Origin of the sequence: Cryobacterium adonitolivorans, assembly GCF_004402695.1 — a bacterium.
GTDB lineage: Bacteria > Actinomycetota > Actinomycetes > Actinomycetales > Microbacteriaceae > Cryobacterium > Cryobacterium adonitolivorans.
This window is the reverse complement of record NZ_SOFL01000009.1, coordinates 41,446-66,902: the sequence shown is the minus strand read 5'-3', so window position 1 is coordinate 66,902 and position 25,457 is coordinate 41,446. Positions and strand designations below refer to the sequence as shown.

The window sequence follows — 25,457 nt, the reverse complement described above, 5'->3', positions numbered from 1 at the left end:
CCGATGGTACTGCAGGGGGGACCCTGTGGGAGAGTAGGACACCGCCGGACTTAACTTAGAAACACACACAATGGCCACCCTCCGGGGTGGCCATTGTGCGTTAACCCCCACCCCGGGTCCCGCGAACCGTGAGCAAAGCACCACAACGCGCGAGACTTCGGGGCCTAACTCACAGCTCACGAACATGGCACGATAAGGACTGACCCTAGACACGCGGGAGACACCTATGACCGTCGCCAACTGGCCCGTCGCGGAACTGCACGTGCACATCGAGGGCACCCTCGAGACCGAGCTGCTCGTCGTCCTGGCCCGACGCAACGACGTTGCGCTGCCCAGCTACGACCCCGACGCCCTGCGCGAGCTGTACAGGTTCACCGACCTGCAGTCGTTCCTCGACATCTACTACGCCAACCTGGCGGTGCTTCGCACCGAGGCCGACTTCTACGATCTCGGGATGGCCTACCTCACCCGGGCATCCGCCGCGGGTGTGCGCCGGGCGGAGATCTTCTTCGACCCACAGACGCACCTGGCCAACGGCATCCCCCTCGACGTTGTTTTCGGCGGCCTCACGCGCGCCCTCGCCGACGCCCGCGCCACGCTCGGCATCTCCGCCGACCTCATCCTCTGCTTCCTCCGCCATCTCGGCGGTGCGGCCGCCCTGCAAACCCTGGACGCCGCCGTCCCGTTCCTCGACCAGTTCATCGGCGTGGGGCTCGACTCCGCCGAGGTCGGTTTTCCGCCCTCGCTGTTCACCGAGGTCTTCGCCAGGGCCAAGGCGCTCGGACTGCACAGGGTGGCCCACGCCGGCGAAGAGGGCGGCCCGGACTACGTGCACGAGGCACTCGACCTTCTCGGCGTTGAACGCGTCGACCACGGCATCCGCGCCATCGAAGACCCTGGCCTGGTCGAGATCCTCCGCGAACGGCAGGTCCCGCTAACGGTGTGCCCGCTCTCGAACGTGTGCCTGCGGGCGACGCCGACACTTGCCGAGCATGCGCTGCCGGCGATGCTCGCCGCCGGCTTGCTGGTCACCATCAACAGCGATGACCCGGCCTACTTCGGCGGTTACATCGACGACAACCTCAGCGCCCTCCAACGCGAGTTCGGCCTTGACAACCAGCAGTTGGCGACGTTGGCGCGCAACTCTTTCCGGGCGTCGTTCCTGCCGGAAGCTGAGAAACGCCGACACATCGCCGACGTGGACGAGCACCTTGAGGGGTTGCTGCGACTAACCTCAGGAGCATGACCAATAGCCTCCCGAACGTGCAGCAGGACCTCGGTGCGGAGGTCGTGAACCTCGTCACCAAATGGCTGGCCGACAGCGCGGCGATTCCCGCCGACGTCTCGGCCGAGCGCCTCGCCGGGGTGCTGAAAGACCCGAACGGACTCGACTTCACCGTGGGCTTCGTTGATGGCGTGATGCGACCGGAAGACGTGATGGTCGCCGGTTACAACCTGCAGCGGGTGGCCAAGCTCGCCCCGGCTTTTCTACCGCCGGTGCTGCGCGGCGCCATCGGCGTCGGAGGCGTTATGGGCCCGGTGCTGCCCTGGGTCGTGATCCCGGCGGCGCGCAAGGTGCTGCGCCAGATGGTCGGTCACCTGGTGGTGGATGCGACGGCAGACAAGCTCGGTCCCACCATCGAAGCACTCAAGGAATCGGGCAACCGGCTCAACATCAATCTCCTCGGCGAAGCCGTGCTCGGCGAGAAGGAGGCGCTGCGCCGCCTCGCCGGCACCCGCGAACTCCTGGCCAGGGACGACGTCGACTACGTGTCGATCAAGGTCTCCTCCATCGCCAGCCAGCTGTCGATGTGGGCGTTCGAGGAAGCCGTCGACCGTGTCGTCGAACGCCTGACCCCGCTGTACGAGCTCGCTGCAGCGTCACCGACACCGAAGTTCATCAACCTTGACATGGAGGAGTACCGGGACCTCGACCTCACCATCGCGGTCTTCGAACGCATCCTCGACCAGCCCCGGCTGCAGGGTCTTGAGGCCGGCATCGTGCTGCAGGCCTACCTGCCCGACGCGCTCGGCGCGCTGCAGGGCCTCACCCAGTGGGCGCACGCCCGTCGCGCCGGCGGTGGCGCACCCATCAAGGTGCGGCTGGTCAAGGGTGCCAACCTCGCGATGGAGCACGTGGATGCGACGGTGCACGACTGGCCGCTCGCCACCTACTCCAGCAAGCAGGACACCGACACCAACTACAAGCGAGTGCTCAACTGGGCGCTCACCCCGCAGAACACCGACGCTGTGCGTATCGGTGTGGCCGGGCACAACCTCTTCGACGTGGCCTACGCCCATCTGCTCGCGCAACAGCGCGGTGTGGACGACCGCATCGAGTTCGAGATGCTGCTGGGCATGGCCACGAGCCAGGCCGAGGCCGTGAAGAAGGACGTCGGCCGGCTGCTGCTCTACACGCCGGTCGTGAACCCGGCCGAATTCGACGTGGCGATCAGCTACCTCATCCGCCGCCTCGAGGAGAACGCGAGCGAGGAGAACTTCATGTCGGCCGTGTTCGAATTGGCCGACACCCCCGCCCTCTTCGAACGGGAAAAGCAGCGCTTCCTCGATTCCCTGGCCGCCCTCGAGGCCGCGCCGGGCGCCCAGGGCGGCACCGTGTTCGTCCCGCCGCCGAACCGCGATCAGGACCGCTCGGTCGTCGTGCCCCTTGAGACCCTGCCCGACATCGACTCGCCCCCGCTGACGACACCGCCGGCCGACGCCGACGATCCCAATCTCACCGCGATGGTGCTCGGGCTCACCCGGGGCTCGGTCTCCCGGAGCCGGTCGAGCCTGGGCGGTTTCCACAACGAACCCGACACCGACCCGTCTCTCCCGGCGAACCGCGCCTGGGGCCGCAGCATCCTGGCCAGGGTCGAGACCTCCATGCTGGGCAGGGAGAGCATCAGGCAGGCCCGCATCGATGACCCGGACAGACTTGACGAGGTAATCGCCACCGTCACCGCGGCCGGTGCCGCCTGGGCGCAGAAGCCCGGCATCGAACGGGCCCAGGTATTGCACCGCGCCGGTCTTGCCCTGGCTGCGAACCGCGATCGCCTGATCGAAGTGATGGCCTCCGAAACCGGCAAGACCATCGCCGAGGGCGACCCAGAGGTCAGCGAAGCCATCGACTTCGCGCACTATTACGCCGACCGCGCCCGCGAGCTCGACTCCGTGCAGGGCGCCGTCTTCGTACCGTCTCGACTCACCGTGATCACGCCGCCGTGGAACTTCCCGGTGGCCATCCCGGCCGGCGGCGTGCTCGCCGCCCTCGCCGCGGGGTCTGGCGTGATCATCAAGCCCGCCGCCCTCGCCCAGCGCACAGGTGCCGTGATGGTCGAAGCGCTCTGGGAGGCCGGCGTGCCCCGGGAACTCCTCGCGCTCGTCGACCTGCCCGACCGGGCCCTCGGCAGCCGGCTGCTCTCCCATCCCAACGTTGACAGGGTCATCCTGACCGGCGCCTACGAGACCGCCACACTGTTCCGCGGGCTGCGGGAGGACCTCCCGCTCCTGGCGGAGACCAGCGGCAAGAACGCGATCATCGTCACCCCGTCCGCCGACCTCGACCTGGCCGCCGCCGACGTGATCAAGAGCGCCTTCGGCCACGCCGGCCAGAAATGCTCCGCCGCCAGCCTGGTGATCCTGGTCGGGTCCGTCGCCCGGTCCACTCGGTTCCTGGGCCAGCTGGTGGATGCCGCCACGTCGCTCCGCGTGGGACGCCCCGCCGACCCGGACAGCCAGATGGGCCCGATCATCGAGCCCGCCGACGGCAAGCTGCTGCACGCGCTCACCGAGCTCGGCGCCGGCGAAAGCTGGCTGGTCGAGCCCAAGCTGCTCGACGACGACCTCGAAACCGGGGTCGGGCAACTGTGGTCGCCCGGCATCCGCAGCGGCGTCGCCCCCGGCTCGTACTTCCACCTCACCGAGTTCTTCGGCCCGGTGCTCGGAGTCATGCACGCCCGCAGCCTCGAGGAAGCCATCCGCTACCAGAACGCCGTCGACTACGGGCTCACGGCCGGGCTGCACTCGCTCGACGCCGACGAGATCGCGCAATGGGTCGACACGGTCCAGGCCGGCAACCTCTACGTGAACCGCGGCATCACCGGGGCGATCGTGCGACGACAGCCGTTCGGCGGCTGGAAGCGCTCGGCGGTCGGACCCGGCTCCAAGGCCGGCGGCCCCAACTACCTCTTCGGGCTGGGCGGCTGGGTCACCGATCCGGGGACCAACAGCTCCACCCTGCACCTGCGTGGCCTCGAACAGCGCATCACCGACCTCATCGAGGCCTCCCAGCCGTCGCTGCCCTACGAGGAGTTCGATGTGCTGCGCCGCTCGGCACTCAGCGACGCCCTCGCCTGGCGCGATGAATTCAACGTGGTCGCGGACGTGTCCGCGCTCGGCCTCGAACGAAACCTGTTCCGCTACCGTCCGCTACCCGTCACCGTGCGACTGGGCGAAGACGGCAGCCTGGCCCTGCTGCTGCGTGTGATCGCGGCCGGCCTGCTGTCCAAGTCCAGGTTCGTCGTGTCCAGCGCCCTGCCGGTGCCCCCGAAGGTGCGAACGGTCCTCGCTCCCCGCGACATCCCCGTGATCATCGAGAGCGACGAGGAATGGCTGGCCAGGGCGGCAGCCGGCGGCATAGCCTCGAGCCGGGTTCGGCTTATCGGCGGCGACCCGCAAACAGGGGCCGCTGCAGCCGCCACGGCCTTCGCCCACGCCCTCGGCGGCAGCCCGGACATCGCCGTCTACGCGCATCCGGTCACCCAGGCCGGCCGGGTCGAGTTGCTGCCGTTCCTGCGGGAACAGGCGATCTCGATCACCGCGCACAGGTTCGGCAACCCGAGCACCCTCACGGACGAGGTCATCTAGCGCCATAATGGCTGCGGCCGAAGGCGAGGTGATCCAGTGACCGCACCGAAGTTCCTTCGGCTGCGCCGCGAGGCCTGGGGATTCATAGTCGGGTCGACCCTCTTCATCCTGGGTGCCGTTTCCGGTTTCCTGGGCGCCGTCGGTGCGGTGACCGACAACCTCACCTTCTTCATCGGCTCGCTGTTCTTCACCCTTGCCGCCTTCATCCAACTCAATCTCAGCGGCCGGCGGCCGCCGCGCAGCACCACGAACCGGCCAGACAGGTTCGACTGGTGGGCCGCGGCCATCCAGTTCGCCGGCACCCTGTTCTTCAACCTGAGCACCGCGACGGCCCTCACGGCCAGTCTCGTCGACACCGAGCGCACCGCCTGGCGTCCGGATGCCTACGGGTCGGTGTGTTTTCTGCTCTCCAGCCTCCTCGCCGTCGTCGCGACCACCGGGCGGGACGCCCTGTGGGACCCGAAGGCCCGGACCTGGCCGGGCGCCTGCCTGAACCTCCTGGGGTCTGTGGCCTTCGGAGTCGCTGCGGTCAGCGCGTACCCGATAGCGGAGTTCGGCCAACAGTTTTTAGCCAGCTGGGCTACTGTCGGCACCATCACGGGTGCTGTCTGTTTCCTGGTGGCCGCCGTCCTGACCAGACCCGGTACGCCACGCCTATCCTGACCCTCCCCGAACCCGGGCGATCGGCCGGTTGCGGCACCACCGTCAGAAAGGCTGATAATGGAAGGTAACCGTCGCCGCATCCACCGAATTCGGAGCCGCGGCGGGCATCAGCAGACGCACGGTTGACGCCCAGACTTCTGGGAGAAAATCGATAGGACATCATTTGTCGCCACACATAACTCGACAGGGGACCCCGTTGGACGGAAACGCAACAACGATGCACCGCAATGTCGCGTTGTTGTCGGTCGCCACGACCATCGCCCCGCGCATCACCACATCTGAAGAGATCGACCGTCGCCTGCAGCCGGCGCTCAAGCGACTGCGCCTGCCCAAGGGGCTGCTTCAGCGCGTCGCCGGAGTGCACGAACGACGCAACTGGGACGTGGGGCAGGCCTTCGACGACGCCGCCGTGTCCGCGGGCAAACGTGCCCTCGCCGAGGCCGGGGTCGATCCCAGCGAGGTGGGGCTGATGATCAACACCTCGGTCACCCGCAAGCACCTGGAGCCCTCGGTCGCGGTGCGCATCCACCATGGACTGGGCCTGCCGTCGTCGGCGACGAACTTCGACATCGCCAACGCCTGCCTGGGCTTCGTAAACGGCATGACACTGGCCGCCCAGCTCATCGACTCCGGCCAGATCAAGTACGCGGTGATCATCGACGGCGAGGACGCCGACGAGATCCAGACCAACACCATCGAACGCCTCGGCCGGCCGGACATCGGTCGTAAGGATTTCATGAGCGAATTCGCCAGCCTCACGTTGGGCTCCGGCGCCGCGGCGGCCGTGCTCGGCCGGGCCGACGCTCATCCGGAGGGACATCGCATCCTCGGCGGTGTGACCCGGGCGGCCACCCAATTCAACGACCTGTGCGTCGGCAGCGTCGACGGCATGTTCACCGACGCCAAAGCCCTGCTCAAGGGCGGCATGGAACTCGTCGTGTCGGCCTGGACCGAAGCCAAGCGGGACTGGAGCTGGTCGAACATGGACCGCTACATCCTGCACCAGGTGTCGGACGTGCACACCAATGCCATCGTGAAGGCCACGGGCCTGGACCGCAGCCGGGTGCCGCTGACCTACCCCACCTACGGCAACGTGGGGCCCGCCTCCATTCCGATCACGCTCTCCGAAGAGGCCGGCCGGCTCCAGCCCGGCAACCGGGTACTGCTGATGGGCGTCGGCTCCGGCCTCAACACGGCCATGATGGAGATCCAGTGGTGAGGTACCGGCTGCCGCGCACCGGGACGGCCCTCGCTCCGGCGAGCGTTCCGCCGAGCGGGCTTCCCGGGCTGGATCCGGACTGGTCCCGGATCGTCGATGTGGTCGAGAGCGGCCTGGATGACGGCACGCCGGCCGGGGCCACCCACGCCTGGCACCTGCTCGACAACGGCGAACAGCTCGCCGCGCTCGGGGCCGAGCCGGTGGGCACGATCCTGTGCGTGCACGGCAACCCCACCTGGTCCTACCTCTGGCGTGACCTCGTGGCCCAGTCCACCGCGGCCGCAGCTGACGGCCGGCCGGCCTGGCGCGTAATCGCGGTCGACCAGCTCGACATGGGCTTCTCGGAGCGCACCGGTGTCGCCCGTCCGCTCGCGCGCCGGGTGCGCGACCTCGACGACCTGACCCGTGCGCTCGGCCTCACCGGCCCGGTGGTCACCTTCGGCCATGACTGGGGCGGCGTGGTCTCCCTGGGCTGGGCTGTCGACCACCCCGAGCACCTTGCCGGGGTCATGTTGCTGAACACCGCCATCCACCAGAGCGACATCGAACCGATCCCGGCCCCACTCCGCCTCGCCCTCGCCCGCGGTGTGCTCGGCGTCGGCACGGTGACCACGACGGCGTTCCTGGACACCACCCTGGCACTGGGGCACCCAGCCCTGCCGGCCACGGTCAGGAACGCATACCGGGCGCCGTACCGCACCGCCGCCCGCCGTGGCGGCATCGGCGGGTTCGTCGCCGATATCCCGGTGGATGCCCGCCACGACAGCCACGCGGAGCTCGACCGCATCGCAGAGTCGCTGCGTTCGCTCACCGTCCCCGCCCTGCTGCTCTGGGGCCCGCGCGACCCGATCTTCAGCGACCGGTACCTCGACGACCTCAGCGACCGGCTGCCGCACGCCGCCGTGCACCGCTTCGAGGGCGCCGGACACCTCATCGCCGAAGACGTGGACTATGCCGGCGCCGCGCTCGGCTGGCTCGTCCAGGCCACTCCGCCGGTCGAGCCGACCCCGCTGGTCGAGCCGACTCCGCTGGTCGAGCCGACTCCGCTGGTCGAGCCTGTCGAGACCGGTGCTGAGCCCGTCGAAGCCGCCCGGCCCCTCTGGCACTACCTCGACGAGCTGCTGGACAGTGACGAGACCGCCCTGATCGACATGGCTCCCGGCACGGGTGCGGGCCCCCGCGTCGTCAGCTGGCGACTGCTCTCCCGCCGGGTCCGCGAGATCGCGGCCGGTCTGCACCAGATCGGCGTGCGCCGCGGCGACCGCGTCTCCCTGCTCGTGCCCCCCTGCGCCGACCTCACCGCGGTGCTCTACGCCTGCATCCGCCTCGGCGCGATCGTGGTGGTGGCCGACGCCGGTCTCGGCCTCGCCGGCCTCACCCGCGCGGTTCGCGGCGCCCGCCCCGACCACGTCATCGGCGCGCTGCCCGGCCTGATGGCCGCCCGGGCGCTCGGCTGGCCCGGCCAAAAGATCTCCGTCAACCGGCTTCCCACCGCCAGCCGCCGCGCCCTCGGCGTCTCCTACGCGCTCGCCGACCTGATCTCGCTGGGCCGGGACGAAGAGCTGCCCGAGCCGCCCCAACCGGGCGACGTCGCCGCGGTGCTGTTCACCTCGGGCTCGACCGGACCCGCCAAGGGCGTGGTCTACACCCACGGCCAGCTGTCCGCGGTCAGCCGTGCACTGCACGCCCAATACGGCGTCGGCCGCGGCACCGGCCTGGTCGCCGGCTTCGCACCGTTCGCGCTGCTCGGCCCCGCCCTGGGTGCCCGCTCGGTGACCCCGGACATGGACGTCACCGCCCCCAAGACGCTCACCGCCACCGCGGTCGCCGCCGCCGTGGCCGCGATCGACGCCACCGTCGTGTTCCTGTCCCCGGCAGCGCTCGCCAACGTCGTGGCCACCCAGGGTGAGCTGACCCCGGCCGATCGTGCCGCCCTGGCCCGGGTCACGAGTTTCCTCTCGGCCGGCGCCCCGGTTTCCGAGCCGCTGCTCGCCTCTGCCGCCGCCCTGATGCCGGGCGCCAGCGCCCACACGCCGTACGGCATGACCGAGGGCCTGCTGATGACCGACATCACCCTCGACGGCATCCGCGAGGCCGCCCGCGACGACGTGGCGAGCGGCCCCGGCGGCGTATGCGTCGGCCGCCCGACAGCGACCACACGCGTGCGCATCAGCGCCCTCGACGAGACCGGCGCCGCCGTCGGCGCGCTCTCCGAGGCTCCGCAGGTCACCGGCGAGATCGTGGTCTCGGCTCCGCACGTGAAGGACCACTACGACAGGCTCTGGCTCACCGACCAGGCCGCCACCCGTGCGGTCACCCCGGGTGAGCGTTGGCACCGCACCGGCGACGTCGGTCACCTCGATGCCGCCGGACGGCTCTGGGTAGAGGGTCGCCTGCCACACGTGATCACCACGGCGCACGGCGTCGTCACGCCCGTCGGCCCGGAGCTGGCTGTCTCGGCCCTGACCGGGGTCGACCGCGCCGCCGCCGTTGGCGTCGGGCCCGCCGGCAGCCAACAGGTCGTCATTGTCGTCGAGACGGTTCCGCCCGCCGCCCGCGTCGGCCTGGCCGAGCCTGCGCTCGCCGAAGACGTGCGCTTGGTCGCCGGCCAGCCGGTCGCGGCCGTGCTCGTCGTTCCGCACCTGCCCACCGATATCCGCCACAACTCGAAGATCGACCGCACCCGCCTGGCCGGCTGGGCGCACGGCATCCTCACCGGCGCCAGGCTCACCCAGCCATGAGGGTGCTCGTCACCGGCGCCAGCGGGTTCCTCGGCCGCGCCGTCGCGGAGGCGATCGTCGCCGCCGGCCACGAGGTCCGCTGCTTCCAGCGCCGGCCCAGCGGTGTCGCCGGCGCCACGGATGCCCTGGGCTCGATCACCGAGCCGGCCGACGTGGCCGCGGCCGTCGCCGGGGTCGACGCCATCGTGCACCTGGCCGCCAAGGTCTCCCTCGCCGGGCCGCCCGCCGACTTCGAAACCGTGAACGTCGGCGGAACCCGCACCCTGATCGATGCTGCCCGCGCGGCGAATGTACAGCGCCTGGTCTTCGTGTCGTCGCCGTCGGTCGCACACTCCGGGGCGTCCATCACCGGCAGCGACGCGCTGCCGGCCGACCCGGCCAACGCCCGCGGCGACTACGCCCGCACCAAGGCCGCCGCCGAGCTGCTGGCGCTCGCCGCGGACTCAGTCGAAATGCGAGTCGTCGCCGTGCGGCCGCACCTGGTCTGGGGCCCCGGCGACACCCAGCTGATCGCGCGCATCGTGGAACGCGCCAGGGCCGGCCGGCTGCCGTTGCTCGGGCACGGCGCCGCCCTCATCGACAGCACGTATATCGCCAACGCCGCCGACGCCATCGCGGCCGCTCTCGAACGGGTGGATGCCGTCCACGGCAATGCCTACGTCATCACCAACGGTGAGCCCCGGCCGGTGGCCGAACTGCTGGCGGGCATCTGCGCCGCAGCGGGCGTTGCGTCGCCGGCCTGGAGCGTGCCGTCGGGTGTGGCCCGCGCGGCCGGCTTCGTCATCGAGGCGGCTTGGCGGGCGTTCCCCGGCGACGACGAACCGCCGATGACCCGGTTCCTCGCCGAACAGCTCTCCACCGCGCACTGGTTCGACCAGCGCCGCACCCGCGCCGACCTGCACTGGACCCCCGCGGTCTCCCTGGACGAGGGCCTGTCCCGCCTCGCGGAGCATTACCGCAACGCCTAACGCCCGCTGGGCCGTCCGCGACTTGCCGAAGAAGGCCTTTTCGGACGCCCGGAATGGGCATTGCGAAGCAACTCGCGAGCGACATTTTCGCGACTTGCCGCAGAAGGGCCTTTCGGACGCTCTGAAGTGGCATTGAGAAGCAACTCAGGGTGGCCTTGTGCGGGTGCCGCTGTCCGGGCGCACCTGTCTGCGTGCGGCGCCCGCTTGCCGCCCACCGGCGCCGACGGCATACTCGCCTCATGGACTTTCGCACCGTCATCGAGCAATCCGGCGCCACCGCCACCGGGATCCCCGTGCCCGACGAGGTGGTCGCCGGCCTGGGCCCGGGCAAGAGGCACGCGATCACCGTCACCCTCAACGGGCACAGCTACCGCAGCTCGGTCGCGCCCTATCGGGGCAAGTACATGATCGCGCTCAGTGCTGAGCACCGGGCCAAGGCCGGCGTGGCGGGCGGCGACGAGGTTGACGTGACAATCGAGCTCGACGACCAACCGCGCACCGTCGACGAGCCGGGGGCCCTCACCGTGGCCCTGAGCGCAGACCCGTCAGCCCGGGCGGTGTTCGACGCCCTCTCGTACAGCAACCAGCTCCGGCACGTGCTCGCCGTCGAGGGTGCGAAGACCGACGCCACCCGGCAGCGCCGCCTCGACGCGGTGCTCGCGGAGCTGCGCGGCGCCTGACCCTGCTCGCGCCGATCCGTCCCGGCGTCTCCGGCTCAGCCCGGCAGGCCGAGCGCCGCGCGCACTATCGCGAGCGCCTCGTCCGGGCTCACCCCGAGCGACTTCGCCCGGTCGGCGTAGGCCACCGCGGCCAGCTGCGCCTGCCGGTGCGTCGCATCCCCGGTCGCGGCGACGAATGAGCCGAGCCGCCCGCGCGTCTCGATCACCTCATCCTGTTCGAGGGCGCGATAGCTGCGCGCCACGGTGTTCGGCGCCAGGCCTAGGTCCTCGGCGAGCCTGCGCACCGTCGGCAGCTTGTAGCCCGGCGTGAGGGCGCCCGTTCGCACGGCCTCGATCACCTGCATCCGGATCTGGTCGTACGGGGGAGTACTCGAGAGCGGGTCGACCTGCACGTCCAAGGGTCGGAGCATCGGGTGCCTTCCGCTACTCCGCGCTGCGGTGGATCAGACGGGTGAGCACGATCGCGCTGCGGGTGTGGTCGACGTTCGGGGCCAGCCGTACCTTCTCCAGTGCCGCCTCGAGGCCGGGGATGTCGCGGGCCCGAATGTGCACGATGGCGTCGGCGCTGCCGGTCACAGTGCCGGCGTCCACAACCTCCGGCACGCCGGAGAGGATGCGCAACAACTCGTCGGGGGCGACGGTGCCCCGGCAGAACAGCTCGACGTAGGCCTCTGTGCTCATGCCGTCGATCGACGGGTCGACCTGGATGGTGAAGCCGCGGATGACCTTGTCGGCGACCAGCCGGTCCACGCGGCGCTTCACCGCGGACGCCGACAGGCCCACGATGGAACCGATATCTCCGTATCCCGCCCGGGCGTTCTGGCGGAGGAGGTCGAGGATGCCGCGATCGAGGTTGTCCATCCGACCAGTGTACGCGGCGAAGTTGCGTGCTCGTCGCTTGAAACGCGTATTACATGCGCAGATTCGCACAAAACGTTGATTCATGCTGTGTGAGACTAGAACCGGCGTCCCTGTGTGATCGGCCTCATCGATCGTGCAGGGCTCACGAGAGCGACCTGGTCCGCCATCCACCCGCGTTCCGCCAACGCTTCGGCCGGCGGACCGCCAACAGAGGAGCTCCAGTGTCACTAGATGTCGCATCCGCTACCCCGAACGAGTCGGTCGCGCCTGCCGCGGTGACTCGCACGCCGGTCAAGCGCACGATCCTGATGTGCAAACCCGAATTCTTCACCGTCGTCTACCGGATCAACCCGTGGATGGACCCGGCCCTGCCGACCGACACGAGCCTGGCCGTCGCCCAGTGGCAAACGCTGTACGACACCTACATCGGTCTCGGATTCGACGTGCACCTGATCGACCCCATCGACGGCCTGCCCGACATGGTCTACGCCGCCAACGGCGGTTTCGTCATCGACGGCATCGCCTACGGTGCCAAATTCACCTACCCGCAGCGCGAGCCAGAGGGCCCCGCCTACATGGACTGGTTCGGCGCCAACGACTTTGATGTGCGCGAGCCCGTCGAGATCAACGAGGGTGAGGGTGACTTCCTGCTGGTTGGCGACGTGATCCTGGCCGGCACCGGCTTCCGCAGCGCGTCGAACAGCCACGAGGAGGCCTCGGCCATCTACGGTCGCCCGGTGATCACCCTCACGCTGGTGAACCCCAGCTTCTACCACCTCGACACCGCCATCGCCGTGCTGGATGCGTCCCCGACGTCGGGGAACGGCGAAATCGCCTACCTGCCCAGCGCGTTCGACGAACCGAGCCTGGCCGTCCTGCGCGAACGCTACCCTGATGCCATCATCGTCACCGAGGAGGACGCGGCGATCCTCGGCCTCAATTCCTATTCCGACGGCTTCAACGTCGTGATCGCCGCCAAGGCGAAGGACTTCGAACGCCAGTTGCGTGCACGCGGCTTCAACCCGATCGGCGTGGACCTGTCCGAGCTGTTGCTTGGCGGAGGAGGAGTGAAATGCTGCACTCTGGAGCTGCGCCGATGAGCGCCCTGACCGACCAGTCCGGCCTCACCGCGCAGGTGGGCCTGACCGACCAGAGTGCGGCGATCGCGCTCGAGAACAAGCACGCCGCGCACAACTACCACCCGCTGGCCGTTGTCGTCGCCTCCGGTGACGGTGCCTGGGTCACCGACATCAACGGCAAGCGCTACCTCGACTGCCTGGCCGCGTACTCCGCGGTCAACTTCGGCCACTCCAACCCGGTGTTGCTGGATGCCGCGCGCGCCCAGCTGGGCCGGATCACCCTCACCAGCCGTGCCTTCCACAACGATCAGCTCGGCCCGTTCGTGACCGCGCTGGCCAAGCTGGCCGGCAAGGACATGGTGCTGCCGATGAACACCGGCGCCGAGGCCGTGGAATCCGGCGTCAAGGTCGCCCGCGCCTGGGGCTACCGGGTGAAGGGGGTTGCGGCGGGGATGGCGAACATCATCGTCGCCGGGGGCAACTTCCACGGCCGCACCACCACGATCATCAGCTTCTCCGACGACGAGTCGGCCCGCGCCGACTTCGGTCCGTTCACGCCGGGCTTCCGTACGGTGCCCTACGGGGATGCCGCTGCGTTGGAGGCGGCCATCGACGAGAACACCGTGGCGGTACTGCTCGAACCCATTCAGGGCGAGGCCGGCATCGTCGTGCCACCGGCGGATTACCTGCCCGCCGTGCGGGAGATCACCTCCCGGCACAACGTGCTCTTCATCGCCGATGAGATCCAGTCCGGCCTAGGCCGCACCGGTGCCACCTTTGCGGTGGAACAGGCCGGCGTGGTGCCCGACCTGTACCTGCTCGGCAAGGCCCTCGGCGGCGGCATCGTGCCCGTCTCCGCGGTCGTCGGCAACACCGACATCCTCGGCGTGCTGCGCCCTGGCGAGCACGGTTCCACCTTCGGCGGCAACCCGCTCGCCGCCGCCGTGGGCCTGGCCGTGGTGAACCTGCTGGCCACCGGCGAGTACCAGCAGCGGGCCCGGGACCTCGGCGCCCACCTGCACGAGCGGCTGCTCGGCCTGGTCGGCCACGGTGTGCTCGAGGTGCGCGGTGCGGGCCTCTGGGCCGGCGTCGACATCGACCCGGCGCTGGCCTCCGGCCGTGCGGTCTGCGAGGCCCTGATGGAGCGCGGCGTGCTGGCCAAGGACACGCACGGCTCCACCATCCGGCTCGCCCCGCCGCTGGTGGTGTCGGCCGAGGACCTCGACTGGGCGGTCGACCAGCTCGCCGCGGTGCTCGACGAGTTCGGCGCCGTCTAGCATCCCGCTGCCCTGCCCGCGAGTTGCCCTGCTGTGGACGAGTTGCCCCCGTGCGCCGGGGCAACTCGTCCGGCTGGGGGCACTCCCGCAGGCTTGCGCGGCTAGAGGTGGCCGGGCAGCGCCTCCACGGCCTGTGCGGCGAGCGGGTCGATGCGGCCCAGCCTGGTGAGCTGGGTCACGTGGCCGGGCTCGAGCTCCTCGAGCGAGTTCACGCCAAGCAGCCGCATGGTGCGGGCCACCTGGTCCGAGAGAATCTGGATGGCCCGGTCAACGCCGGCCTCACCGCCGGCCATCAGGCCGTACAGGTAGGCGCGGCCGATCAGGGTGAACCGGGCGCCGAGCGCCACGGAGGCCACGATGTCGGCGCCGCTCATGATGCCGGTGTCCAGGTGCACCTCGAGGTCGTTGCCCACCTCGCGGGCCACGCTCGGCAGCAGGTGGAACGGGATCGGCGCCCGATCGAGCTGCCGGCCGCCGTGGTTGGACAGGATGATGCCGTCCACGCCAAGGTCGGCGAGCTTCTTCGCGTCGGCGAGGTTCTGCACGCCCTTCACCACGAGCTTTCCCGGCCACTGCACCTTGATCCAGGCCAGGTCCTCGAAGGTCACGGTGGGGTCGAACATGGTGTCGAGCAGTTCGCCGACGGTGCCGCTCCAGCGGTCCAGGCTGGCGAAGGCGAGAGGTTCGGTGGTGAGGAAGTTGATCCACCATTCCGGACGCGGCAGCGCATTCAGCACTGTGCCCACGGTGAGCTGGGGTGGGATGGAGAAACCGTTGCGCTTGTCGCGCAGGCGGGCGCCGGCCACGGGCACGTCTACGGTCACAAGCAGGGTGTCGAAACCCGCCGCGGCGGCCCGCTCGACCAGGGCCATCGACCGGTCGCGGTCCTTCCACATGTAGAGCTGGAACCAGTTGCGGCCGTTCGGGTTGGCCTTCTTGACGTCTTCGATGGCCGTGGTGCCCATCGTCGACAGCGAGAACGGGATGCCCGCCTTCGCGGCCGCGTGCGCGCCGGCGATCTCGCCCTCGGTCTGCATCATCCGGGTGAAGCCGGTCGGGGCGATGCCGAACGGCTGGGCGACCGGCCCGCCGAGCACCTCCCAGCCGGTAGAGACCGTGGACACGTCGCGCAGGATCGCCGGCTGGAACTCGATGTCCTCGAAAGCCTGCCGGGCCCGGGTCAGCGAGATCTCGGCCTCCGCGGCGCCCTCGGTGTAGTCGAAGGCGGCCTTGGGGGTGCGCTTCTTGGCGATGGCACGCAGGTCGTGAATGGTGAGGGCGGCATCCAGGCGGCGCTTCCTGGCGTTCAGCTCAGGCGCCTTGAACTGCATCAGCGGGGCGAGGTCTTTGATCTTAGGCAGGCGTCGGTCAACCATGGTAGGTCCTGTTCTCGTCGGGGTCGGGCGGCGGGTCGGAGCTGGTCTGGGGTGAGGGGTGGATCGGTCAGTGCGGGGCGGGGGTGAGTCGGGTCTCGGCGTAGTAGCCGGAGATGTGCGCGTGCACGAGGCCGTGTGCGCCGGCCGGGTCGGCACCCTCGATGGCCGCCAGGATGCCGCGGTGCTCGGCGCGCAGCCGGGCCGAGGTGTCCGGCCAGGAGGCCAGCCGGGCGACCCCGGCGCGCACGTACCCCTCGATGGCAGTGCGCAGGCCCGCCATGGTTGCGATCACCACTTGGTTGCCGCACGCCTCGGCCAACGACAGGTGGAAGGCGGCGTCCAGGGCGAGGAACTCGTCTTCGGTCAGGCCGGGGGCGTCCATAGCGTCGAGCAACTGCGCGCACCGGCCGAGGTCGGGGTCCTGTCGGTCCGGGTGTTGCCGGTCGGGACGCAGCAGCGCGGCGGAGAGCACGGCCTCGGCGAGTTCGGCAGCGACGGCGGTCTCCAGCACGAGCCGGGTCTTGACGATGTCGGCCACCGGGAATCCCTGTGCCGCGACCTGCAGGCGCATCAGGGCGCTCATCCCGCCGCCGGGCAGGGCCACGATGATGGCGCCGGCGTTGGGCCCGGAGCCGACGTTGGTGCGCACCAGCCCGAGCACCTCGAGCACCCGGATGGCCTCGCGCACGCTCGAGCGCCCCACGCCGAGGTCGGTGGCCAGGGTGCGCTCGCCGGGGAGCCGGTCACCGGGCCTCAGTCGGCCCAACAGCAGGTCGTTCTCGATGTGCGCGAGCACGATCTCCCAGGCTCGGCGTTCGTCGACGGTCACGGTGTCCTCCTCCATTGGCGGGCTTGTGGGTCTGGCGTGCTCTAGATTTGCGTGCTGTGGTCTGACCACATAGCGCTAACCAGCGGGCACGCCAAACACCACCCCGGCTTCAGGGTCGACAGCGAATATTCAGCTCAGCGGGATTGGCGGCGCTTGCCGGGCGCGGCCTGGCCCTTGACGGCGGGCGCGCGGCCGCGGCCCTTGGATGCCTTGGCCTTGCCGCCGCCGGATCCGCTGCTGTTGCCCGATCCCTGGGAGGGGCCGCCGGCCGGTGGCATGTGATTGATCAGGCCCTTGGCCTCGGCGAGCAGGGCGATGCCGGCCTCGGTGAGGTAGGGATTGTCGGCGGCGGGCTCGAAGAGGGCAACCCCGAGCTCGGCTTCCAGGGCGGCGACCGATTTCATCAACGTCGTGCGCGACACGTTGAGGTTTTTTGCGGCGCGGGCGATGTCAAGTTCCTCGGCGACGGCGACAAAACGCTGGAGCAGTGTGGTGTCCACGGGCATCCTCTCTGCCGCACGCGCGAGTCGCGTGCCTGCATACAGGCTACGCGGTCGTGACGGCCTCCACCGGTCGGCTCTGCACCCGGGCGTCGTCGAGGAGCTTCATGAACTCGCGCATCCACTCGGGGTGGTCCGGCCAGGCCCGTCCGGAGACCAGGTTGCCGTCCACGACGGCCGCGCCGTTCTCGAAGATGCCGCCGGCCAGCTCCACGTCCAGCTTCAGCGCCGGGTAGGCAGAGGAGATGCGGCCGCCCTTGAGCACACCGGCGGCGGCGAGCAGCATCGGCCCGTGGCAAAGCGCTGCGACGGGCGCGTTGGTCTCGAAGAAGTACCGCACGATGCGCTGGGCGTCTTCGTCGTTGCGGATGTACTCGGGCGCGCGTCCGCCGGGCACCACCAGGGCCAGGTAGTCGGCCGGATTCACGTCCCTGAATGCAACGTCGGCAGCCAGGGTGTGGCCGAGCTTCTCGGTGTAGGTGTCGAAACCGTCCACGAAGTCGTGCACCACGAACTGCAGCGTCTTCTTTTCAGGGGCGGCGATGTGCACTTCGTAGCCGGCCTCCAGGAGCCGCTGATAGGGGTAGAACACCTCAAGGGTCTCGGCGGCGTCTCCGGTGAGGATGATGATCTTGTCCATGGCATACCTCTCTGTATGGGATTCACATCTCTGCCGGTCAGCATCCGTCGGTCCGGAGCCGGCCGCAACCCCTCCCGGTCAGATGAAGAGCAGCACGATCCCCAGGACCGCGGAGCCGAGACCGATGCCGGTCAGGATCAGGCCGGTGAGCCGCAGGGCCTTGCCGTCGTGGTCAGGGGAGTGCGTGCGGCACCGTTCGGGGGACCTGGCCTTGAACCACACGGTCACATCGTCCCCGGGCTGCAGGTGGACGGTCTCGTGGCTGTCGGCGCGGGCCTCATGCACTTCACCGGTGCTGTCGAACCAGCGGATCACCGAGCCGGACTTGGTGCCCGCCACGACGCCATCCGCCTGTACCCACCGGCCGCCGAAGCCGCGCACCGACAGGCCGACGATGTAGAGCGGAACGCCCACCAGGAGGCCGACGATGGTGAAGATCTCGCTGAGCATCGAGACGATGTCGTGAAGGTCCACCCGTGCCGCCGTTTCCCGTCGCTCTGCCTAGGGTGAAATGTTAGCGCGCGCGGCCCGGGAGGATGGTGTCGGTATGTAGTTGCGCGGCGGATGGGCCTGATGCACCAGGGCCCGCAGCCCCTCCAGGCTGCAGTACGCGAATCCCTGCGCGCGGGCCTGCACGAGAACGTTCCCGATGGCGGTCGCCTCCACCGGCCCGGCCTGGACCGTTACACCGGTGTAGTCGGCGGTGAGCTGGCAGAGCAGCTCGTTCTGGCAGCCTCCGCCCACCAGGTGCACCGTGCGCACGGTGCGGCCGGTCAGCTCGGTGATCGCGGCCAAGGTACGGGCATAGGCGGCCGCGAGGTTCTCCACGATGCTGCGCACCAGTTCGGCGCGGCTGCCGGGCGGTCGGATGTCGTGCTCCAGGCAGTAGGCCCTGATGCGCGCCGGCATGTCCCCCGGCGGTAGCGGATCGTCTCGCTGAGCAGCCACAGCCCCATGACGTTGCGCAGGTAGCGCACCCGGCCGTCGACGCCGCCTTCGTTGGTGAAGTTCGCGGCCCGGCTGGCCTCGGAGAGCACCGGCGCGGGCAATTCGACGCCGACGAGGGACCAGGTGCCGCTGGAGATGTAGGCGCAGTCGTCGGTGAGCATCGGCACCCGGACGACGGCGGAGGCGTGCCTCGAGGTGATCGAGACCACCGCGCTGTCGGTCCTGGAGGGTCGTAGGGCGGGCGTGTCGGTGATGGCCAGAGTGACGGCCGGGCGGCCGGACGCGATCTACGACCTGCTCGCGCTGGGCGTACTCCAGGCGTTGAACATGAACGGTGACGTCCAGATTCCCGGTGTCATCGCCCTGATCGGTTACGACGACATCGCGTTCGCGTCGGCGGCAGTCGTGCCGTTTTCGTCCATCCGTCAGCCGAGTGAGCTGATCGGCCACACCGCGGTCGACCTGTTGTTGCGCGAGGCCGCCAATGGGGCGGAGGGCGAGCATGAGCAGATCGTGTTCCAGCCCGAACTCATCGTCCGGGCCTCGACCGGGGGTTGACCGAGCACCCGCCTAGCGCGGTCCGGTCGCCTCGGTGACCGCGATCTCGCGTGTTGCGGTCTCGCGGTCGCGCTCGCGCGCGGCGGATGCCGCCCTGGCGGTGACGACGCGAATGGCCGAGGTGAGCGGATGGCCGTCGCCGCGGTGCCGCACATGCACCCGCGCGGTACGGGGGGACGTGCGCGGACGGATGCGGACCCGCAGTCTCTGGTACCTGATCATCCAGAACAACACCGCGGCGGCCGCGATCAACCCGGACACCGCGGCGACTCCGATGGCCCAGCGCGGGCCGTACTGGTCGGCGACCCAGCCGACCAGCGGGGCGCCGAGCGGGGTGCCACCGGCGAAGATGGCCATGTACAACGCCATCACCCGGCCGCGCATGGCGGGCTCGGTGGTGGTCTGCACATAGGCGTTCGCGGTGGTCATCAGGGTCAGCGAGGTGAGCCCGACGAACGCGAGCGAGATCGCGAAGGTGAGGTAGGTGGGCATCACGGCGGCGATGGTGCAGGTGAGGCCGAAGAAGAAGGCGCCTCCCACCACCAGGCGCATCCGGGGCCGGCTGCGCCGGGCAGAAAGCAGGGCGCCGGCCACGCTGCCCACGGCCATGATCGAGCTGAGCATCCCGAACTCGCTGGCACCCATGCCGAACTCCACGGTGGCCATGGTCGAGGTGAAGATGGCGAAGTTGAAGCCGAAGGTGCCCACCAGGAACACCGTGATCAGAACCGCGACGATGTCGGGCCGATGCCAGACGTAGCGGAAGCCGGCCATGAGTTGGCCACGTTCACGGGGTGCGCGGGGCTGCTTGCGGAGCTGCTGGGTGCGCAGCCGCGTCATGGCGGCGACCGTGAAGGCGAAGGTGACGGCGTTGATCATGAACACCCAGCCGGCGCCGACGGCGACGGTGAGAAGGCCGGCCGCGGCGGGGCCGATCAGCCGGGCGCCGTTGAACGAGGCCGAGTTCAGCGCCACGGCGTTCGAGAGATTGTCGTCGGGCACGAGCTCGGAGACGAAGGTCTGCCGGGCGGGGGCGTCGATGGCGGCGACGATGCCCAGGCCGAGAGCGAAGAGGTAGACGTGCCAGAGCTCGACGACGCCGGTAACGGTGATCAGGCCGAGGCCCAGGGCGAGCAGGCCCATCAGGGTCTGGGTGAGCATCAGCAGCTTGCGCCGGTCGAACCTGTCGGCAATGAGGCCTGACCACGGCATCAGCACCAGTTGCGGCCCGAATTGCAGGGCCATCACGATGCCCACCGCTGTGGCGTTGTAGTCGGTGAGCTGGGTCAGCACAATCCAGTCCTGGGCCGTGCGCTGCATCCAGGTGCCCACATTGGACACCAGGGCGCCGGCGAACCAGATCCGGTAATTGACCACGCTCAAGGAGCGGAACATTGCACTCAACTGTTGGCGAGCTCCTTCATGATTTCGGTGGCGGACGCTAGGACCTGGCGTTGTTCTGAGGTGAGTCGCAGGATGCGTTTGGCGATCCAGTCGTCGCGGCGTCTGCGGGTTTCGCGCACGAGGCTCATCCCGGTGTCGGTGACCGTGAGCACCACCTTGCGGCCGTCCTCCGCGGAGCCGGCCCGGTTGACGAGGCCAGCCTCGACGAGGGCGTTGACGGTGCGGTTCATCGAGGGCGGCGTGACCCGTTCCTCCTCGCTGAGCGCGCTCAGGGTCATCGGCCCGAGCCTGAAGACCGCGCCCAGGGCCGAGAATTGGCCGCCGGTGAGTTCGTTGTCGGCCAGCTCCTGGCGCACCCGGCGGGCAAGCCGACCGTTGGCGAGCCTGAAGTCGTGGCTCAACTCGGCGACGGAGCGACGCTTGGTGTGCGCGCGTGCCGCCGCGGGGGCTGGTGCTGGGGGGCTAGGCGCGAGAGGGCTGGGCGCAAGGGGACTCTCTGACATGATTACTTAGCCTAACAAATTAGCCATGCTAATGATTCCCGCTCGACCAGATCCGCTGAAGATCGCCGCAACTGTTGCCCAGCCGGACATTTGCGTCCGGCGCACCGGGCACAAATGTCCGCAGGGGCAACAGTTACGGCAGAATGAGCGCGTGCCCACCTTCATCGACGAATACGGCGTCCCGATCGTCTACTACGCCTGGCCGGTCGACAACCCGCGTGCCATCGTGCAGCTCGTGCACGGGGTCGGCGAGCACGCCCTGCGCTACCGGGAGGTGGCCCGCGCGCTCAACTCGGCCGGCTACTCGGTTTATGCAGACGACCACCGCGGGCACGGCCAGACCGGGATGCTTCAGCACGGTGGCGACGCCGCCCAGCTCGGCCGGCTCGGCGTTGGCGGACTGCGCGCGGCGGTCGCCGCCGTGCACGCCTTCACCGGCGTGATCCGCCAGGCGGCCCTCGAGCAGACGGCGGTCCAGGGCGTGCAGCCCGGGCGCCCCCCGGTGCCGCTGGTGCTGCTCGGGCACAGCTGGGGGTCGTTCATGGCACAGATGATCCTCAACCGGTATCCGGAGGACTACCAGGGGGTCGTCCTCACCGGCACCGCCTACCGCTGGCCCGGTTATCTCAACAGCGGCGATCTCAACGCCAGGCACCAGAACCTCGGCACTACCGGTGCCGAGTGGCTCAGCCGGGACCCGGCGGTCGCGGCGGCATTCGTGGCCGATCCGCTCACCACGAGCGTGCCGCTGGCCAAGCTGTTCGGCCTGCGCGACGCCGCCCGCATCCTCGGCCGCCCCGCCCGGCGGCTCCCCGCGGCCCTGCCCGTGCTCATCCAGGTGGGCGGCGACGACCCCGTGGGCGGGGAGCGCAGCGCACGCAAACTCGTGGCCGCCTTGAGGCGCCGGTCCGGCCTGCAGGAGGTGCGCCTGATCGTGTACCCCGGCGCCCGGCACGAGGTCTTCAACGAGATCAACCGCGACGAGGTGCTCGCCGACCTGGTGGCTTGGCTCGACGCGCATCTTCCGGCCACCGTCCGGGAGGCTCCGGCCGACGATTAGGCTGGGCACATGCATGGTGAATACAAGGTTCCAGGCGGCAAACTCGTTGTGGTCGATCTGGATGTCGTCGAGAATCTCATCACCGATTTCCGCCTGGCCGGTGATTTCTTTCTCGAGCCGGACGACGCCCTCGAGGACATCAATGCCGCGGTGAACGGCCTCGCCGCCGACAGCGACGCCGCCACCATCGCGGCCGCGGTGCGGGCCGCGTTGCCGCCCCAGGCCACCCTGCTCGGGTTCTCCCCGGAGTCGGTTGCCGTCGCCATCCGTCGTTCACTCGCCCACGCCAGCGGCTGGCGGGACTACGAGTGGCAGATCATCCACACCAAGGCCGTGCCCCCGGTCATGCAGATGGCGCTCGACGAGGTCCTCGCGGTCGAGGTCGGTGAGGGCCGTCGCAGCCCCACCCTGCGCATCTGGGAGTGGAATGAACCGGCCGTCGTGATCGGCAGCTTTCAGTCACTGAAGAACGAGGTTGACCCGGTCAACGCCGAAAAGCACGGCTTCACCGTGGTGCGGCGGGTGTCCGGCGGCGGCGCCATGTTCATGGAGGCCGGCTCGGTGATCACCTACTCGATCTACGCGCCCACCGAGCTCGTGCACGGCATGACCTTCGCCGACTCCTACGCCTTCCTCGACGAGTGGGTCATCACGGCGCTCAAGTCGCTCGGCATTGACGCGCACTACCAGCCGCTCAACGACATCACGAGCCCCACCGGCAAGATCGGCGGGGCCGCCCAGAAGCGCCTCGGCAGCGGCGCCGTGCTGCACCACGTCACCATGAGCTACGACATGGACGGCGAAAAAATGGTGCAGGTGTTGCGCATCGGCCGGGAGAAGCTCAGCGACAAGGGCATCACCAGCGCCGCCAAACGGGTGGATCCGCTCCGCAGCCAGACCGGCCTCAGCCGCGCCGAGATCATCGACCGCATGAAGCAGACCTTCACCAGCCTCTACGGGGCCAAGCCCGGCGACATCACCGACGAGGAATACGCCAAGGCCGCCGACCTGGTCGAGACCAAGTTCAGCACCGACGCGTGGATCGGCCGCGTGCCCTGACCAGCACAACCCCTGGCGAGCACAGCGTCAGGTGCCGCGAATGAGCAGGTCCTGGTACTCGGCGTGTTGGTCGATCCAATCCGCGACGAACGGGCAGGCCGCCACCACGGTGAGATCGGTGCGGGTACGCACGTCATCGAGAGCCTGTTCGATGAGGATGCTCGCCAGCCCGTGGGCGCGCTTGGCCGGGTCGATCTCGGTGTGGGTGAATTTCAGTTCCTGGCCCACCAGCCTGTAGTCGGCCAGGCCCACCGGCTCGCCGTCCTGCCACAGCGTGTAGCGCGAGAGGTCCGGTTCGTGCTTGACGTGGGCGATGGTGTCGGCACCCGTCATCTCTTCACTTGTCATCGGAACAGCGTAAGCCGACTGACAGAATGAGGGAATGCCAAACGTGTGGACTCAGTCCTCTCCCAGCAGGGTCATCGAGGCAGACAACCTGGTTGTGCTGCCCACGCTGCCCGATGGCGCGTTCACCCTGATCTACCTCGACCCGCCGTTCAACACCGGCCGCAGCCAGAAGCGGCAGTCGACCACCTCGGTGCGAAGCACCCTGGCCAGCGGCGCGCACGCCACCGGCACCATCACCGGGTTCAAGGGCCAGCGCTACGAGCGCATCAAGGGCGACCTGCTCGGCTACGACGACCAGTTCGAGGACTACTGGGCATTCCTGGAGCCGCGGCTGATCGAGGCCTGGCGGCTGCTCGCCGACGATGGCACCCTCTACCTGCACCTCGACTACCGCGAGGCGCACTACGCCAAGGTGCTCCTCGACGCGCTCTTCGGCCGGGACTGCTTCCTCAACGAACTGATCTGGGCCTACGACTACGGCGCCAAATCGAAGAACCGCTGGCCCACCAAGCACGACACGATCCTGGTCTACGTGAAGAACCCCAAGGGCTACTACTTCGACTCCAGCACCGTGGACCGCGAGCCCTACATGGCGCCGGGTCTGGTCACGCCGGAAAAGGTGGCAAAGGGCAAGCTGCCTACGGATGTCTGGTGGCACACCATCGTCTCACCGACGGGCAAGGAGAAGACCGGGTACCCCACCCAGAAGCCCGTCGGGATCCTGCGGCGCATTATCCAGGCGTCCAGCCGTGAGGGCGATTGGGTGCTGGATTTCTTCGCCGGCAGCGGCACGACGGGTGCCGTCGCGGCCGCCCTGGGGCGCAGGTTCCTGCTCATCGACCAGAACCCGGAGTCGCTGGCCGTGATGCACGAGAGGCTCGCCGCTCTGCCCGGCGTGGATTTCATCGACGCCGAGCTGGAGACAAGACTGGGAGCATGAGACTCCGCATTTTCACCGAGCCCCAGCAGGGCGCCAGCTACGACGACCTCCTCGCGGTCGCACAGGCCACCGAGACTCTCGGCTTCGACGCCTTCTTCCGCTCGGACCATTACCTGGCCATGGGCGATCATGTTTCCGGGCTGCCCGGGCCGACGGATGCCTGGACCACTCTGGCCGGGCTGGCGCGCGAGACCGAACGCATCCGCCTGGGCACCCTGGTGTCGTCGGTCACCTACCGCCCGCCGGGAGTCCTGGCGATCCAGGTCGCCCAGGTCGACCAGATGTCGGGCGGACGGGTGGAGTTGGGCCTGGGCACCGGCTGGTTCGAACAGGAACACCTGGCCTACGGCATCCCCTTCCCGGCCAAGCGGTTCGGCATGCTCGAAGAACAGCTCGAAGTGATCACCGGCCTGTGGGGAACGCCCGTCGGGGAGACCTACAGCTTCGCCGGCGAGCACTACACGATCATCGACTCTCCCGCCCTGCCCAAGCCCACGCAGTCCCGGATCCCGGTGATCGTGGGCGGCGGTGGTGCCAAGCGCACCCCCGCGATGGCCGCGCGGTTCGCCACCGAGTTCAACCTGCCCTTCCCCGATTTCGCGGACATTCCGGGCAAGTTCGCCGGGGTGCGCGCCGCCTGCGAGGCCGTGGGCCGTGACCCCAGGGAACTCGTCTACTCGGCTGCGCTCATCGCGGTGGCCGGCGCCGACGAGGCCGAATTCGCGCGCCGCGCCGCCGCCGTGGGCCGGGAGCCCGCCGAGCTCCGCGAACACGGGATCGCCGGGACCGCCAGCGAGGTCGTCGACAGGCTGGGTGCCCTCGCGGCCGACGGCGTGGAGTGCGTTTACCTGCAGATCATGGACCTGGCCGACCTCGACCACCTCGATCTTCTCGCCCGCGAGGTCATGCCGCAGCTCGGCTAGGGCCGGGCGCAG

At 69.3% G+C, this 25,457-nt stretch carries 24 protein-coding genes and 1 pseudogene; 14 read left to right on the top strand and 11 right to left on the bottom strand.

Features of this window, described 5'->3' with window-relative positions; all coding sequences use genetic code 11:
• The first annotated feature begins 226 nt into the window (after window positions 1-226).
• From E3O42_RS04080 to E3O42_RS04050, 7 genes are all read left to right on the top strand, one after another.
• Entirely contained in the window at window positions 227-1,246 is a 1,020-nt protein-coding gene (locus E3O42_RS04080; RefSeq protein ID WP_134452645.1) for an adenosine deaminase, read from the top strand.
• Window positions 1,243-4,869 (top strand): proline dehydrogenase family protein, encoded by a 3,627-nt coding sequence (locus tag E3O42_RS04075; RefSeq protein WP_134452644.1) that lies wholly within the window; start codon window positions 1,243-1,245, stop codon window positions 4,867-4,869. Before E3O42_RS04080 ends, E3O42_RS04075 begins: the two co-directional genes overlap by 4 nt.
• A 36-nt stretch (window positions 4,870-4,905) precedes the next feature.
• Window positions 4,906-5,532: a hypothetical protein gene (locus E3O42_RS04070; RefSeq protein WP_134452643.1), complete on the top strand. Its 627-nt coding sequence runs from the start codon at window positions 4,906-4,908 to the stop codon at window positions 5,530-5,532.
• 217 nt (window positions 5,533-5,749) lie between these two features.
• The gene (locus E3O42_RS04065) at window positions 5,750-6,751 is read left to right on the top strand and encodes a 3-oxoacyl-ACP synthase III (RefSeq protein WP_134452642.1); all 1,002 of its coding nucleotides are present in this window, start codon (window positions 5,750-5,752) and stop codon (window positions 6,749-6,751) included.
• Complete coding sequence (locus E3O42_RS04060; RefSeq protein WP_241984626.1) at window positions 6,745-9,492, top strand: alpha/beta fold hydrolase; 2,748 nt, start codon at window positions 6,745-6,747, stop codon at window positions 9,490-9,492. Before E3O42_RS04065 ends, E3O42_RS04060 begins: the two co-directional genes overlap by 7 nt.
• The gene (locus E3O42_RS04055) at window positions 9,489-10,460 is read left to right on the top strand and encodes an NAD-dependent epimerase/dehydratase family protein (RefSeq protein ID WP_134452641.1); all 972 of its coding nucleotides are present in this window, start codon (window positions 9,489-9,491) and stop codon (window positions 10,458-10,460) included. The genes E3O42_RS04060 and E3O42_RS04055 overlap by 4 nt, the downstream gene beginning before the upstream one ends.
• Before the next feature lie 239 nt (window positions 10,461-10,699).
• Window positions 10,700-11,140 (top strand): YdeI/OmpD-associated family protein, encoded by a 441-nt coding sequence (locus tag E3O42_RS04050; protein WP_134452640.1) that lies wholly within the window; start codon window positions 10,700-10,702, stop codon window positions 11,138-11,140.
• A gap of 35 nt (window positions 11,141-11,175) precedes the next feature.
• Here the strand turns inward: E3O42_RS04050 and E3O42_RS04045 are convergent, their stop codons facing one another.
• Complete coding sequence (locus E3O42_RS04045; protein WP_134452639.1) at window positions 11,176-11,550, bottom strand: GntR family transcriptional regulator; 375 nt, start codon at window positions 11,548-11,550, stop codon at window positions 11,176-11,178.
• A 13-nt stretch (window positions 11,551-11,563) separates the two neighbouring features.
• Complete coding sequence (locus tag E3O42_RS04040; protein ID WP_088454895.1) at window positions 11,564-12,001, bottom strand: Lrp/AsnC family transcriptional regulator; 438 nt, start codon at window positions 11,999-12,001, stop codon at window positions 11,564-11,566.
• Window positions 12,002-12,309: 308 nt separating this feature from the next.
• On the opposite strand from E3O42_RS04040, the gene ddaH reads away from it, so the two are divergent.
• Window positions 12,310-13,101, top strand: coding sequence for a dimethylargininase (gene ddaH, locus E3O42_RS04035; RefSeq protein ID WP_134452655.1), 792 nt, complete (start codon window positions 12,310-12,312; stop codon window positions 13,099-13,101).
• Window positions 13,098-14,357, top strand: a complete 1,260-nt coding sequence (gene rocD, locus E3O42_RS04030; protein ID WP_166787890.1) for an ornithine--oxo-acid transaminase — start codon at window positions 13,098-13,100, stop codon at window positions 14,355-14,357. Before ddaH ends, rocD begins: the two co-directional genes overlap by 4 nt.
• Before the next feature lie 101 nt (window positions 14,358-14,458).
• Here the strand turns inward: rocD and E3O42_RS04025 are convergent, their stop codons facing one another.
• The 6 genes and pseudogenes from E3O42_RS04025 to E3O42_RS04000 form a co-directional block, all read right to left on the bottom strand.
• Window positions 14,459-15,733 carry an alpha-hydroxy acid oxidase gene (locus E3O42_RS04025; protein WP_134452637.1) on the bottom strand — a complete coding sequence of 425 codons (1,275 nt, stop codon included), beginning with the start codon at window positions 15,731-15,733 and terminating at the stop codon, window positions 14,459-14,461.
• A gap of 67 nt (window positions 15,734-15,800) precedes the next feature.
• Window positions 15,801-16,562 (bottom strand): FadR/GntR family transcriptional regulator, encoded by a 762-nt coding sequence (locus tag E3O42_RS04020; protein ID WP_241984625.1) that lies wholly within the window; start codon window positions 16,560-16,562, stop codon window positions 15,801-15,803.
• 134 nt (window positions 16,563-16,696) lie between these two features.
• Entirely contained in the window at window positions 16,697-17,068 is a 372-nt protein-coding gene (locus E3O42_RS04015) for a helix-turn-helix domain-containing protein (protein ID WP_241984624.1), read from the bottom strand.
• Window positions 17,069-17,108: 40 nt separating this feature from the next.
• On the bottom strand, window positions 17,109-17,702 hold the full coding sequence (locus tag E3O42_RS04010) for a DJ-1/PfpI family protein (RefSeq protein WP_134452634.1): 594 nt from the start codon (window positions 17,700-17,702) through the stop codon (window positions 17,109-17,111).
• Window positions 17,703-17,780: 78 nt separating this feature from the next.
• Window positions 17,781-18,176, bottom strand: coding sequence for a sortase (locus E3O42_RS04005; protein ID WP_241984623.1), 396 nt, complete (start codon window positions 18,174-18,176; stop codon window positions 17,781-17,783).
• 27 nt (window positions 18,177-18,203) lie between these two features.
• Window positions 18,204-18,811, bottom strand: a pseudogene (locus tag E3O42_RS04000) (FGGY-family carbohydrate kinase).
• Here E3O42_RS04000 and E3O42_RS03995 point away from each other — a divergent pair.
• On the top strand, window positions 18,804-19,208 hold the full coding sequence (locus E3O42_RS03995; RefSeq protein WP_420897858.1) for a substrate-binding domain-containing protein: 405 nt from the start codon (window positions 18,804-18,806) through the stop codon (window positions 19,206-19,208). The pseudogene E3O42_RS04000 and the gene E3O42_RS03995 sit on opposite strands and share 8 nt — an antisense overlap.
• Before the next feature lie 12 nt (window positions 19,209-19,220).
• Here the strand turns inward: E3O42_RS03995 and E3O42_RS03990 are convergent, their stop codons facing one another.
• Window positions 19,221-20,612, bottom strand: a complete 1,392-nt coding sequence (locus E3O42_RS03990; RefSeq protein WP_166787889.1) for an MFS transporter — start codon at window positions 20,610-20,612, stop codon at window positions 19,221-19,223.
• Window positions 20,609-21,115 carry a MarR family winged helix-turn-helix transcriptional regulator gene (locus E3O42_RS03985; RefSeq protein WP_134452632.1) on the bottom strand — a complete coding sequence of 169 codons (507 nt, stop codon included), beginning with the start codon at window positions 21,113-21,115 and terminating at the stop codon, window positions 20,609-20,611. Before E3O42_RS03985 ends, E3O42_RS03990 begins: the two co-directional genes overlap by 4 nt.
• A 151-nt stretch (window positions 21,116-21,266) precedes the next feature.
• On the opposite strand from E3O42_RS03985, the gene E3O42_RS03980 reads away from it, so the two are divergent.
• Together E3O42_RS03980 and E3O42_RS03975 are read left to right on the top strand one after the other, a co-directional pair.
• The gene (locus E3O42_RS03980) at window positions 21,267-22,175 is read left to right on the top strand and encodes an alpha/beta fold hydrolase (RefSeq protein ID WP_241984622.1); all 909 of its coding nucleotides are present in this window, start codon (window positions 21,267-21,269) and stop codon (window positions 22,173-22,175) included.
• Window positions 22,176-22,184: 9 nt separating this feature from the next.
• The gene (locus E3O42_RS03975) at window positions 22,185-23,234 is read left to right on the top strand and encodes a lipoate-protein ligase LplAB (RefSeq protein ID WP_134452631.1); all 1,050 of its coding nucleotides are present in this window, start codon (window positions 22,185-22,187) and stop codon (window positions 23,232-23,234) included.
• Window positions 23,235-23,261: 27 nt separating this feature from the next.
• Here the strand turns inward: E3O42_RS03975 and E3O42_RS03970 are convergent, their stop codons facing one another.
• Window positions 23,262-23,582, bottom strand: coding sequence for a GNAT family N-acetyltransferase (locus E3O42_RS03970; RefSeq protein WP_241984621.1), 321 nt, complete (start codon window positions 23,580-23,582; stop codon window positions 23,262-23,264).
• A gap of 34 nt (window positions 23,583-23,616) precedes the next feature.
• On the opposite strand from E3O42_RS03970, the gene E3O42_RS03965 reads away from it, so the two are divergent.
• Complete coding sequence (locus E3O42_RS03965) at window positions 23,617-24,522, top strand: DNA-methyltransferase (RefSeq protein ID WP_134452630.1); 906 nt, start codon at window positions 23,617-23,619, stop codon at window positions 24,520-24,522.
• Complete coding sequence (locus tag E3O42_RS03960) at window positions 24,519-25,445, top strand: LLM class F420-dependent oxidoreductase (protein ID WP_134452629.1); 927 nt, start codon at window positions 24,519-24,521, stop codon at window positions 25,443-25,445. The genes E3O42_RS03965 and E3O42_RS03960 overlap by 4 nt, the downstream gene beginning before the upstream one ends.
• Window positions 25,446-25,457: the final 12 nt, after the last annotated feature.